12 protein-coding genes are annotated in these 12296 nt (G+C 67.4%); 6 read left to right on the top strand and 6 right to left on the bottom strand.

Annotated features, from left to right (window positions below; all coding sequences use genetic code 11):
* Window positions 1–28 precede the first annotated feature (28 nt).
* The 3 genes from O9344_RS16425 to O9344_RS16415 form a co-directional block, all read right to left on the bottom strand.
* Window positions 29–1018, bottom strand: coding sequence for a glycosyltransferase family 2 protein (locus O9344_RS16425; protein WP_298479836.1), 990 nt, complete (start codon window positions 1016–1018; stop codon window positions 29–31).
* Window positions 1019–1079: 61 nt separating this feature from the next.
* On the bottom strand, window positions 1080–2303 hold the full coding sequence (locus O9344_RS16420; RefSeq protein ID WP_298479712.1) for a glycosyltransferase family 87 protein: 1224 nt from the start codon (window positions 2301–2303) through the stop codon (window positions 1080–1082).
* Window positions 2304–2371: 68 nt separating this feature from the next.
* Complete coding sequence (locus tag O9344_RS16415) at window positions 2372–3385, bottom strand: tripartite tricarboxylate transporter substrate binding protein (protein WP_298479709.1); 1014 nt, start codon at window positions 3383–3385, stop codon at window positions 2372–2374.
* A gap of 157 nt (window positions 3386–3542) precedes the next feature.
* On the opposite strand from O9344_RS16415, the gene O9344_RS16410 reads away from it, so the two are divergent.
* The 4 genes from O9344_RS16410 (at window position 3543) to O9344_RS16395 (ending at window position 6058) form a co-directional block, all read left to right on the top strand.
* Window positions 3543–4745, top strand: a complete 1203-nt coding sequence (locus tag O9344_RS16410) for a pyridoxal phosphate-dependent aminotransferase (RefSeq protein ID WP_298479706.1) — start codon at window positions 3543–3545, stop codon at window positions 4743–4745.
* A 249-nt stretch (window positions 4746–4994) separates the two neighbouring features.
* The gene (locus tag O9344_RS16405; RefSeq protein WP_298479703.1) at window positions 4995–5264 is read left to right on the top strand and encodes a hypothetical protein; all 270 of its coding nucleotides are present in this window, start codon (window positions 4995–4997) and stop codon (window positions 5262–5264) included.
* Between the two features lie 101 nt (window positions 5265–5365).
* Complete coding sequence (locus O9344_RS16400; protein ID WP_298479700.1) at window positions 5366–5641, top strand: hypothetical protein; 276 nt, start codon at window positions 5366–5368, stop codon at window positions 5639–5641.
* A 126-nt stretch (window positions 5642–5767) separates the two neighbouring features.
* Entirely contained in the window at window positions 5768–6058 is a 291-nt protein-coding gene (locus tag O9344_RS16395) for a metalloregulator ArsR/SmtB family transcription factor (protein ID WP_298479697.1), read from the top strand.
* Between the two features lie 72 nt (window positions 6059–6130).
* Here the strand turns inward: O9344_RS16395 and O9344_RS16390 are convergent, their stop codons facing one another.
* Entirely contained in the window at window positions 6131–6880 is a 750-nt protein-coding gene (locus tag O9344_RS16390; RefSeq protein ID WP_298479694.1) for an outer membrane protein, read from the bottom strand.
* 215 nt (window positions 6881–7095) lie between these two features.
* Entirely contained in the window at window positions 7096–7491 is a 396-nt protein-coding gene (locus tag O9344_RS16385) for a nuclear transport factor 2 family protein (protein ID WP_298479833.1), read from the bottom strand.
* Between the two features lie 198 nt (window positions 7492–7689).
* Between O9344_RS16385 and O9344_RS16380 the strand changes: the two genes are divergently transcribed.
* Entirely contained in the window at window positions 7690–8235 is a 546-nt protein-coding gene (locus tag O9344_RS16380) for a hypothetical protein (protein WP_298479692.1), read from the top strand.
* A 6-nt stretch (window positions 8236–8241) separates the two neighbouring features.
* Here O9344_RS16380 and O9344_RS16375 read toward each other — a convergent pair whose 3' ends face one another.
* Complete coding sequence (locus tag O9344_RS16375; RefSeq protein WP_298479689.1) at window positions 8242–9654, bottom strand: ATP-binding protein; 1413 nt, start codon at window positions 9652–9654, stop codon at window positions 8242–8244.
* Between the two features lie 244 nt (window positions 9655–9898).
* Between O9344_RS16375 and O9344_RS16370 the strand changes: the two genes are divergently transcribed.
* Complete coding sequence (locus O9344_RS16370) at window positions 9899–12295, top strand: hypothetical protein (RefSeq protein ID WP_298479686.1); 2397 nt, start codon at window positions 9899–9901, stop codon at window positions 12293–12295.
* Window position 12296 lies beyond the last annotated feature (1 nt).

Raw genomic sequence — 12296 nt, 5'->3', positions numbered from 1 at the left:
GTTCGTTATAGCGAACGCAGCGGGATTGTCAGCCGCCGGGACGATGGGCCGCGGCCGGCTCGCAGGCGAGCGCCGGCAGGTCGAGATAGCGCATCCGCTTCATCTCCCGCCGCCCGCCGGAGACGGCATCGACCACCAGGCCGCAGACCAGCATGAGGAAGGCGAGCTGCATCACCGCCGCCGACAGGATGGCGGTGGGGAATCGCGGCACCAGGCCGGTCTCCAGGTAGGTCTGGATGATCGGCGCGGCGAGGCCGAGGCTCGCCAGCGCCAGCACGCCGGCAATCAGGCCATAGAAGCGCAGCGGCTGGACGGCCCGGTACATGTTGACCAGCGTCCAGAGGATGCGCGCGCCGTCGCGATAGGTCTTCAGCTTGGAATGCGAGTTCTCCGGGCGCTTGCCATAGGGCAGCGGCACCTCGCCAGTGCGCAGCTTCAGGTCGATGGCGTGCACGGTGAGCTCCGCCTCGATCTCGAAGCCCGAGGACGAGGCGGGGAAGGACTTGGCGAAGCGGCGCGAGAACACGCGGTAGCCGGAGAAGATGTCCTTGAAGGGCGAGGCGAACATCGCGGTGGTGATGCGGTTGAACAGCGCGTTGCCGAAGCGATGGCCGCGCCGGTAGGCCGCCTCCTCGCTGTCGACCCGGGCACCGACCACCATGTCCAGCTGGTCGCGCAGCAGCAGGTCGACGAGGCCGGGGGCCGCTGTTGGGTCATAGGTCATGTCGCCATCGGCCATGACATAGATGTCGGCGTCGACATCGGCGAACATGCGGCGCACGACATTGCCCTTGCCCTGGAACGGCTCGTGGCGGACCACCGCGCCGGCGGCGCGCGCCACCTCGGCCGTGCCGTCGGTGGAATTGTTGTCATAGACGTAGACGGTGGCCTCCGGCAGCGCGGCGCGGAAGGCGGCAACCGTCGCGGCGATGGTCGCTGCCTCATTGTAGCAGGGTAGCAGGACGGCGACGGAGGGCCGTGAGGCTTCGGCCGCGAGGCGGCGGGCGAGATCGTCGATGAGGGCGCGGGCCGGGCTCCCCGAGGCGGGGGCAGCGGATCGGGACGCGCGCTTCTGCGGTTCAGCCACGGGCGGGGCTCCAGCGGGCGGAAAGGCGGAGGAGATCGGGCCCAAGCGCCCGGTGGGCGAGGACGCCGAAAAACAGGGCCATGACGAGGACGCCGATGGGCACGCCCGTCACCATCATGCCGGGGCGGGCGACGAGCGGCAGCAACCAGACGGCCGCGAGAAGCGTCTTCTCATAGGGGCCAAAGCCCTTCTCGACGCCATGGGCGGCGGTGAAGGCCACGGCGACCGCGAGGATGGTCATGTCGTAGTCGAGGCAATAGGGCGTCGCGAGCAGCGCGCCCGTAGCGGTCATGGCGGCGACGAGGCGGTGGTCAGCCCGGCGCCATGCGGCGAGTGCAAGGATCGCAACGACAAGGCCGGTGACGGCGAACTGCGCGCCATAGGCGAGCGGCAGCGGCGCGCCGAAGGAGCGGAAGGCGGAGAAGGTCGACTGGATCTTCGCCCAGCCGGTGATGCCCTGTTCGAGAATGACCTCGCGGGTGAAGACGGCACCCTTGAGGAAGGCCGTCCAGACCTCGGGACCGAGCCAGAGTGTCACGCCCGCCACCATGGCGAGGACCGTGACGCCTGCCGCGACCACGGCGCGGACATGCCAGCCGAGCAGCATGACGACCGGCAGGACGAGGCCGAACTGCGGCTTGTAGGCGAGGAGCCCGATGCAGATCCCGGCGATGATCGGCCGCGTCGGAAGGAGCAGAAGCCCGAAGCCGAGCAGGCCTGCCGTCAGGAAGGCGTTGTGGCCATGGCCGAGCGTGACGAAGACCGCCGGAAAGCCAATGGCCACCGCCAGAAGGGCGCGGTGCGGCGGGGCGATGGCCCTCACGGCGGCGAGATAGAGCGCGAACGTCGAGGCCTGCCAGGCGATCAGCGCCGGCACATAGGGCAGGAGCCCCATCAGCGCCGCCACGGCGAGGAAGAAGGGCGGATAATGCCAGCCATAGACGTCAATGGCGGGATTGGCGAAGACCTGCCGCTGGAAGGCGAAATGGGTCTCGGGGTCGAAAAGGCCGGTGGGATCGCCCCCGACAAGCATCCGCCCGGCCGTCCACATGCCTGAGAAGTCGGTGGCGATGGGCCGGCCGAACCGGTCGGTCATCGGCCCGCCGGTCACCCAGATGAAAATGAGCGAGGCGGCGCCAAACAGCGCGATCATCAGCGCATAGATGCGCGCACGATCTTCGGTGAGCCAGTCGCCGCTGCGAAGGGAGGCCAGCATGGATGCCCCGGTTGCTAGACCGGGGCACCATCGCAGCAAGGCGCTAAGACAAGGTTAGCCGCGCGGACTCAGCCCGAGGGCTGGATGTTCGCCGCGCGGATGATCTCCGCCCAGGTCTGCATCTCCTGGGCGTGATAGGGCCGGAAGGCGGCCGGGTCGCGCGCCGTGATGGTGAAGCCGAGCTTGGTGATGGCCTCGACCACGGCGGGCCTTGCCAGCGAGGCGAGGATCTCGCGCGACAGCCGGTCGAGGGCGCCTTGCGGCGTCGCCGCGGGAGCGAAGAAGCCGGTCCAGCTCTCGGCGTCGGCATCGGTGACGCCCTGCTCGCGCAGCGTCGCGAGATTCGGCAGCTGCGGGTTGCGCTTCGGCGAGCCGATGGCGATGCCGCGCATCAGGCCGCCTTGGATCTGGGTGAAGACGCTCGCCATGGTGGAATTGGCGACATCGATGCGGCCACCCACAATGTCCTGCACCAGCGGCGCAGCGCCGCGATAGGGCACGTGCGTCATCTTGATGCCGGTGCGCACCATGAACAGCTCGGTGGAGAGATGCGAGCCGGAGCCGACGCCGGTGGAGCCGTAATTGAGCTCGCCGGGCTTGGACTTCGCCAGCGCGATCAGTTCCTGGATCGACTTGGCCGGCGAGTCGTTCTTCACCACGAAGATGTGCTCGAAGGCGCCGACTCCGGCGAGCGGATAGAAATCCTTCACCGCGTCGTAGCCCGGCTCCTTCAGGAGGAACATGTTGTTCCCGTGGGTCTGGTTGTTGCCGAAGGTGATGGTGTGGCCATCGGCATCGGCGCGGGCGACTTGCCGCGTGCCGATGGAGCCCGAGGCGCCGCCGACATTCTCCACCACAACCTGCTGGCCGAGGGGACCGGAAATATCCTGCGCCACGATGCGGGCGATGCCGTCGGTGGGGCCGCCGGCCGGATAGGCGACGACCAGCTTGACCGGCCGCGACGGTGACCAGGCCTGGGCCGAAGCGCCGCGGATGAAAAGGGGCGCGGCGAGAAGGCCGCCGAAACCGAGGACGACGCCGCGACGCGTGGCCCGGCTGATGCTGCGCGTGGTGCTGCTCATGGGTTCCCTTCCTGATGATGGCTTCTATGAATGTTTTTCGCTTGTTCGCGCCGTGACGCACGACTAAACGTCCCCGCCGGAACGCCGGGGCGCCGCGGAGATTTTCCACGCGGTCATAACGTGCCTTCGGGGATTTTCAAACTCGACGGAGTCGACCATGGCCTTTCTCGCCGACGCCCTGAAGCGCGTGAAGCCCTCTGCCACCATCGCCATGGCGCAGAAGGCCCGCGACCTCAACGCGCAGGGCAAGAAGGTCATCTCGCTCTCGGCCGGCGAGCCGGATTTCGACACGCCGGACAACATCAAGATGGCGGCCGTCAAGGCCATCGCCGACGGCAAGACGAAGTACACGGCGGTGTCCGGCATCACCGAGCTGCGCCAGGCCATCGTCGCCAAGTTCAAGCGTGAGAACGGCCTCGACTACAAGTGGCAGCAGGCCATCGTCTGCACCGGCGGCAAGCAGGTGCTCTTCAACGCCTTCATGGCGACGCTGAACGCCGGCGACGAAGTGCTGATCCCGGCCCCCTACTGGGTGTCCTATCCGGAAATGGTGGCGCTGTGCGGCGGCACGCCGACCTTCGTCTCGGCCGGGCCTGAGACCAACTACAAGCTGACCGCGGAGGCGCTCGACCGCGCGATCACGCCGAAGACCAAGTGGTTCCTGTTCAACTCGCCGTCGAACCCGACGGGCGCGGCCTATACGCGCGCCGAGCTGAAGGCGCTCACCGACGTTCTGATGAAGCACCCGCATGTCTGGATCCTCACCGACGACATGTACGAGCACCTCGTCTACGGCGATTTCACCTTCACCACCCCGGCGCAGGTCGAGCCCGCCCTCTACGAGCGCACGCTGACCATGAACGGCCTGTCGAAGGCCTATTCGATGACCGGCTGGCGCATCGGCTATGCCGCCGGTCCCGAGCCCCTGATCAAGGCCATGGACCTTATTCAGGGCCAGCAGACCTCCGGCGCCAACACCATCGCCCAGTGGGCGGGCGTGGAAGCACTGAACGGCACGCAGGATTATATCCCGGCGCGCCGCAAGGCCTTCGAGCAGCGCCGTGACCTCGTCGTCTCCATGCTCAACCAGGCCAAGGGCCTGTCCTGCCCGACGCCGGAAGGCGCCTTCTACGTCTATCCCTCGCTGCAGGGCGTGATCGGCAAGAAGGCTCCCTCGGGCAAGACCATCGCCACCGACGAGGATTTCGCCATGGAACTCGTCGAGAGCGAGGGTGTCGCCATCGTCCACGGCTCGGCCTTCGGCCTCGGCCCGGCCTTCCGCCTCTCCTATGCGGAATCGACCGAGACGCTGACCACGGCCTGCGAGAAGATCCAGAAGTTCTGCGCCGAGCTGCGCTGAGCCTTTCAGGTCATCACCGGTCCCCATCGGGAAGCGCGCCCTCACCGGCGCGCTTTTTCGTTTGAACCTTTCGGAATGCCGATCCGACCCATGTTCAAGTGAGCGGCTTCAGGGCCACTCTTCGTGACGATCCCAGGCGACACGGCGCCTCTCGCCGGGATGTCCAACCGCAGACGGCCAGGCCGTTAAGGGAACCTTAACCTCGGCGGGCTGTTCTCAAGTCAGCCGTTCCGCCGGAGGATCGCTCCGATGCCCCTCATGCCGCTGTCCTCCATCGCCGCCGCCATCACCGCCGTCGCGGGCCTGGCAGGCCTCGCCGGCGATGCGCCGCGTGCGATGGCGCCCCAGTCGGTCCTCTATTGCACCGGTTGCCTCTGCGACGAGGAACGCCCCGACATGCCGGTTCCCGGCGAGTGGCGCCCGAGTGGCCGCATGGGCGACCGCATCACCCTGCGCTTCGAGCCGCGCGAGCCGGGCCGCACCGCCTCCTCCTGCCGGCGCCCCAATACGGCTGGCTGACGAAAAATCCGCGGCGGTTTGAACCTTTTCGAGGCACGCCGCCACCCATGGTCAAGTTCATCGTCCCGCGGCCCAACAGCGCCGCCGACCGGAGACAGACCATGTCGATCCGCATCGCCCGCACCGCCTTCGCCGCCCTCGTTCTCGCTGCCGGCTTCGCCGCCAGCGCCGGCGCCGCCCCGGCCCAGTCCCCCGCGCAGTCGCCGGGCACCCGCCCCGTCACCTATTGCGGCCCCTGCCTGTGCACCGCCGCGCCGCCGGCCATGACGGTCTCGGGCGACTGGGTGCCGAACGGCCAGGTCCTCGGTGGATCGCAGGTGCTGAAGTTCCGCCCCACCGGCGAGGCCGTCTCGACGCTGACCATCTGCCAGCGCTGACACGACCGACACATCGAGAATCCGGCCCAGGCCGTGGCAGCCTGTCTTGAGACAGCGCAATGCATTCCTTGGAGCCCTCACGTAAATTACTTGCCTTGGAGGAAGAAAAAGCCAAAAGGTTTCGGCATGGATATGCCTTGCGACGCCCAGCGAACGCTTGCCGACGAGATCGAAAATGTTCTCAAGGCCATGGCGCATTCCCAGAGGCTGATGGTCCTTTGCTGTCTTCGCGATGGCGAGGATTCGTCGACCGTGATTGCAAGGCGCACCGGATTCCGGCCTGCGACCGTCAGCCATCATCTCGGCATCCTTCGCCACGCCGGGATCATTGCATCGCGGCGCTCCGGGCGCCGGATCATCCACTCAATCGAGTCGGGCGTGGCGACGCGGGTTCTAGACGCCCTCCGGGCGGCCTGACAGCCAACGGGCGGACAACGGAAAAGGGCCACCTCGACGAGGCGGCCCTTCATCTTGTCGGATAGCCTTCGTTCAGTAGCGGGCGACGACGCCAGCCGGACCCGACGAGAACAGGTAGTTCACGCCAACCTTGACGGCATGGACGTCACCACGCTGCTGGACCCAGATGTTCGGCGCACCCGCCAGATCGGTGCGGAAGCGACCGAAGGCGAGGTAGTTGTACTCGATCTTGGCGGTCAGGTTCTGCGTCACCGCATATTCGAGGCCGGCGCCAACCATCCAGCCCACACGGGTGCTGGAGGAGGACAGGTAGGGCCCCTGATCGTGACCGGTCGTGAACCCGCCGAGGGCGAGACCAGCCTTGGCGTAGAGCATGGCCCGGTCGAAGGTGACGCCGATGCGCGGCGCCAGCGTTGCGGTCCAGTTGAGGCTGCGCGCGAACACGGGCACCACACCCGCGGCCGGCGCCAGCGCCGTGGTCGAGCTCTTGTTGAATCCGACAGCCGACAGATCGGCCTCAAGGCCGAGGACCATGCTGTTGATCTGGTAGTTGTAGCCGATCTGCATACCGCCCATCAGCGCCGAACCGCCCATCCCCTGAAGCGGGAAGCCTGCGAAGCCGTTGCGGGGTGTGAAGGCGTCGTAACCACCGGCGACCGAGGCGATGCCCAGGTGGCCGCCAATGTAGAAGCCGGTCCAGTTGAACCCGGCTGGCGCGACGGCGACCGCCATCACCGGACCGCGCGGAGAGCCGAGATCGGCTGCGGACGCAGTCCCTGCAACGCAGCAGGCAGCAGCCAGACCGAACAGAACACGACGCATGACGTTCCTCCTTAAGGCGATGATCGCCGTTGGAGACAGCTAAGTCATCCGCACCGAACGTGGCAATAATCGTGTGATACCATTCGCACTTATCGCGTCGACATGTAATAAGATGACCACATTGTCTTCATTCTAGAATTCTAGAATATTTGAAGAGTGGCTGTCATAGGCGTACAGAATGCCAGATTTTGACATACCCCGAAAGGCTGACAACATCATGAGGTGGCAGACATCGCCATCAGCGTCTCGCGCATCTTCTCATGGACGATATTGATGGCCTTCAGCGGCCGGATCATCACCTTGAAATGGGTGATGCGGTCGGCCTCGTCCCAGCTGATCATGTCGATGCCGTTGACGGCGATGCCGTCGATGCCGGTGGCGAATTCCAGCACCGCGGAGCGCGCGCCGAACCACTGGTTCGGATAGTGGAAGCCCTCGTTGTTGAGCACCTGAAACGCCGCCGCGAGATATTTTGTGGTGAGGGCCCGACCCTCCTGTGGCGTGTGCACCACAGGGCTCTCGAACACCACATTGTCCGCCAGCAGATCGGCGAGGCCGGCGACGTCCCGCGCCTCGGCGACCGCATGCCAGCGACGGATGGCGGCCGGCATGGCAGCCGAATTGGCGGCGTGATGATCAGGCATCGTTCGTCCTCCCTGGTGTGGCCGTGAGCCTCGCCCCGCCGCAGCCGGGCCGCAATCCGGCCGAACCGGGGATGGGACGCGGCGTTAACCTTCTCTTAACCTTTTCATTGTGAGGGCCCCGCCCCCCTCCTAGGGTCCCCCCCGGGATATCGGAGGCTCGGGTCCATGCGGCGGCTCGTCATCACGTTTTGCGGGATCTATCTCGCAGCCGCGGCGCTCGCCGCCGCCACCACCGGCTGGGGGCTGATCGATCCCGTGCCAGGCTATCGTCTCTCGCTGTTCTGGATGTCGCCGGACACGCTGGAGGCACGCATCGACTCCCTCGTGAGCGCGCAACGCATCTTCGAGGCGCAGGTCTATGCCGGCCTCCACGCTGTCTCCTGGGCGACCGTGCTGAGCCTTACCCTCGTCGGCGCCCTGCGGGCCATCCTCGGCCCGAGCGAGCCTCTCGCCAACATCCGCTCCACCGCCATCGTCATGGGCGGCCTCGCCGGCCTGATCCTGTTGTCCTGGCTGGCGCAGCCCCTTCTCGACCAGGCCAGCCGCATCCCCTCGCCCTCGACGGCGCTGTCCTCGATGCCGGGCTACTGGATCTTCGGCATGGCGCTCTCCGCGGCCATCACCGCCGGCCACCTGTCGCTCTTCGTCCACGACGTGGTGCTGGCGGCGAAAAAGCGCTGGATCGGCGCCGACGCGGAAGCCGCGGCCTGAGGCCGGTCAGACCGGCACGCGCACCGTCGCCCTCAGGCCCCCGAGCGGACTGTCCGACAAAGTAATCTCGCCGCCATGGGAGCGGGCGATGTCGCGCGCGATGGCAAGGCCGAGGCCCGAGCCGCCATCGTCGACGTTGCGGGCATCGTCGAGCCTCAGGAACGGCTTGAACACGTCCTCGCGGTTCTCCGCGGGAATGCCGGGCCCGTCATCATCCACCGTCACGGTGAGCCAGCGATGGTCGCGATGGCCGGTAATGGCGATGGCATCGCCATAACGGGCGGCATTGACCACCAGATTGGCAATGCAGCGGCGGAAGGCGTCGGGACGGACCTTCACCGTGGGCTGGCCATGATAGGCGACCGTCGTCGGCGCGCCGGTGCGCTCGGCATCGGCGCCGATCTCCTTCAGCATGAGCTCGATGTCGGTGACGGCGGGCGCCTCGCCGGCATCACCGCGGGCGAAAGCGAGATAACCCTCGACCATGCGCCCCATCTCGTCGACGTCGCGGCGCAGCGCCTCCGTCTCCGGCCCCTCCGGCAGGAGCGCCAGCTCCAGCTTGAAGCGGGTGAGGATGGTGCGCAGGTCATGGCTGACACCGGCCAGCATGGTGGTGCGCTGGTCGATCTGCCGCTCGATGCGGCGGCGCATCTCGATGAAGGCGAGCGCCGCCTGGCGCACCTCGCTGGCCCCGCGCGGGCGGAAGCCGGCGACCTCGCGCCCCTTGCCGAAATCCTCCGCCGCCGCCGCCAGCGCCTGGATGGGGCGGATCTGGTTGCGCAGGAACAGGATGGCGATGGCGATCAGCACCAGCGAGGCTATGACCATCCAGACGAGGAAGATGTGGCTGTTCGAGGCATAGGCCATGCCCCGCCGGGCGAAGACCTTCATGATCTTGCCGTCCTCGAGCTGGATGCGGATTTCGACCAGCGCCGAATTGCCGACCGTGTCGATCCAGAAGGGCCGGCCGACCTGCAGCGCGATCTCTCGCGACAATGCCGCGTCGAGCACGTCGAAGAAGGGCCGCGGCCCCGACACTGGCAGGGGCTCGGGCGCCAGGATATCGACCATGAGGTTCAGGCGTTCGCGCGCGATCCGCTTCAGCGTCGCGTCGTCACGGTCGGCGGGATAGGTGCGGTGGATGTCGATGAGGGCGGCGATGTCCTGCGTCACCGCCGCCGAGAGGCGATAGGTGACGAGTTGCCAGTGCCGCTCCATGAAGACATAGGCGACCACCGACTGGAGGATGACGATTGGCGCGATGACGATGATGAGCGAGCGGGCATAGAGGCCCTTCGGCATCAGGTCGTTGAACCGTCGGCCCGAAATGTCGGAAAAGGCGGAGAAGCGGCTCGCGAGATTGGCGAGCACGCCCCGAAGGCCACCATAGGTCGAGCGCGGACGGTCGAGCGTGGACATGCCCGCTTATCGCGCCCCCGTCGCCGCGCTGCAACCCAATCCCGTTCACGTGCGGTAAATGTCGCTCGTGGTCTTTGGTGCCCGAGAGCCGACAAATCACTTGAAATTTGCGTCGTTCACGTTTCAGTGAAGAAGTCGGATCCTACGTGGTCCAGGGGGACTGCCTGTGTCGTTGCAAAGCCCGGCCCGCGCCGCCTCGCGTGGCGCGTCCGTCTTTTTTGCGTCCCAAGCCCGGCTTGCGGGCTTGCGGCGCAGCGTCGCAGCCTCCCCTCGCGCTGGCCTCGCAGTTGCTCTCGTCGCCGTCACCCTCGTCTGGACCGCGGCCTGGATGCAGTGGTGGCTGAACGACCTCGTCGTCCCCTGGGACTCCAAGAACCAGTTCTACGCCTTCTTCCGGTTCCTCGCCTCGGCCATTCATTCCGGCGCGACGCCCTTCTGGAACCCCTACCATTATTCCGGCCATCCCAGCATCGCCGACCCGCAATCGCTGATCTTCCAGCCGCCCTTCCTGCTGTGGGCCTGGTTCGATCCGGAACCCTCGCTCTTCGCCTTCGACTTCCTTGTCTTCGCCCATCTGCTGGTCGGCGGCCTCGCCCTCGCCATCCACGGCCACCGCCTCGGCTGGCCGGCGGCTGCCTCGGTGCTCGCCGCCACCATCTTCATGCTCGGCGGCGTCGTGTCTGGCCGCATGAACCATGTCGGCATCATCACCGCCTACGGGCTCTTCCCGCTCGCCCTGCTGCTGCTCGACATCGCCCTCGACCGCCGCTCGATCCTGTCGGCGATCGGCTTCACGCTGACCGCGGTGCTGCTGGCCATCGGCCGCACCCAGGAGCCGATGCTGCTCAGCGCCATCCTCGTCGCCTATGCGGTGACCAAGGTGGCGGTGCAGGAACGCCCCCTCGCCTATCTCGGCCGCCGCCTCCACCTCTTTGTGCTGATGGCGCTGCTCGGCGCGGCGCTCATGGTGGTGCCAATCCTGCTCACGGCCCAGCTCGCCAGCTTCTCGAACCGTCCTGCGGTCGATCTCGAGACGGCGCTGACCTCATCCTGGTTCCCGGTGAACCTCGCCACCTTCTTCGCCCCCGACGCACTCGGTTCGCTGCAGCCGAGCGCGACCGGCGACTGGGGCCCGAGCCACGGCACACGCCCCGGCATCGACAGCACCGACCGCTCCTTCAACTATCTCTTCGCCGGCACGCTCACCGCCCTGCTCTTGCTTTGGCACGGCCTTGCCGGCGGCCGCATCTTCGCCTCGGGCCGCCGCGTCTTCGCCGTCGTGGCGCTGGCGGGCCTTGCCTATGCGCTCGGCCGCTACACGCCGGTCTTCCCATTCCTCTTCGAGCATATGCCGGGCGTCTCGCGCTTCCGCCGGCCGGTCGGCGGCCTCTTCATCGTCGTCATCGCCCTCGCCTATCTCGCCGGCTTCCTCCTCGCTGACTATGTCCGCCGCGGCCTGCCGCGCCTCAACCGGCTCGTTGTGATTGGCCTTGGGCTCGGCACCGCCGCCATGCTCGCCTGGGCGATCCACTTCTCGGCCCAGTCCGGCAAGGCCTGGGAATCGGCTCTCGCCATCGCCAAGGTCGCGCCGATCTATGTGGCCCTCATTGTCCTCCTCGCCTGGCCGAAGACGGCGCGCATGCGCCTCGCCGCGGCGAGCCTTGCCGTCCTCGTCACCAGCGGCGAACTCGTGCTGCGCAATGCCGGCTCGTCGCTGAATGCCGAGCCGCGCGCCTCGTACGCCTTCCTCGAGAAGCCTGCCGGCCGCGATGCCGGCATCATCGCCACCCTCACCCGCGAGCTGAAGAAGCACGGCTCGCGCGCGACGCGCCCGCGCGTTGAGATCGTCGGCCTCGGTGGTCCCTGGCAAAACGCCGCGATGGTCTACGGCTTCGAGGCGACCAACGGCTACAACCCGCTGCGCATCGGCCCCTATGACCGGCTAGTGGCGCCTGGCGAGAGCCCCTACACGGTCCTGCACCGGCAGTTCCCGACCTCTTTCCCGAGCTATAGCTGCGACCTCTCCAAGCTGCTCGGCCTCGAATTCATCGTCCTCGACCGCCCCATCGAGCAGATGCCGCACCTCGCCCAGCGCTCGACGGTGGAGACGGTCATGGCCGGCCCGCGTGCCTGGATCTACCGCCTGCCCGATCCCTCCCCGCGCGTCGCCCTCGCCAGCGCCGTCCGCGTCGCCGATGCCGATGCCTTCATTGAGGCGGGCAGCTTCCCGCGCGTGAACGGCACGCACCAGGAGGTCATGGTCGACGACGACGACGAACTGAGCCAGCAGGCGACGGCTGGCCAGACACCCGCCCGCCAGGGCGGCGGCGCCACCCTCACCCCGGCCATGCAGGCGCTGATGCGCTCGCCCGGCAAGGCCGAGATCACGGCCTGGCGCCCGGACCGGATCGAGGTCGCCGTCGATGCCCGCGTCTCCACCGTGCTCACCCTGCACGAGCCCTGGTATCCTGGCTGGGAGGTCGAGGTAGACGGCCTGCGCAAGCCGCTGCTGCGCTCCGACGTCCTGTTCCGCGGCGTCGAGGTCCCGGCTGGCGCGAGCAAGGTCGTCTTCGCCTACCGGCCGCTGTCGCTGGAAAACCTCAAGGCGGCGCTCGACGGCCTGCTCGGCCGCGACGAGTGAG

It is taken from the genome of Phreatobacter sp., from assembly GCF_027532945.1.
Classification (GTDB): Bacteria; Pseudomonadota; Alphaproteobacteria; order Rhizobiales; family Phreatobacteraceae; genus Phreatobacter.
Note: the sequence above shows the minus strand (reverse complement) of the source record. Positions and strands in the feature narration are given on the sequence as shown.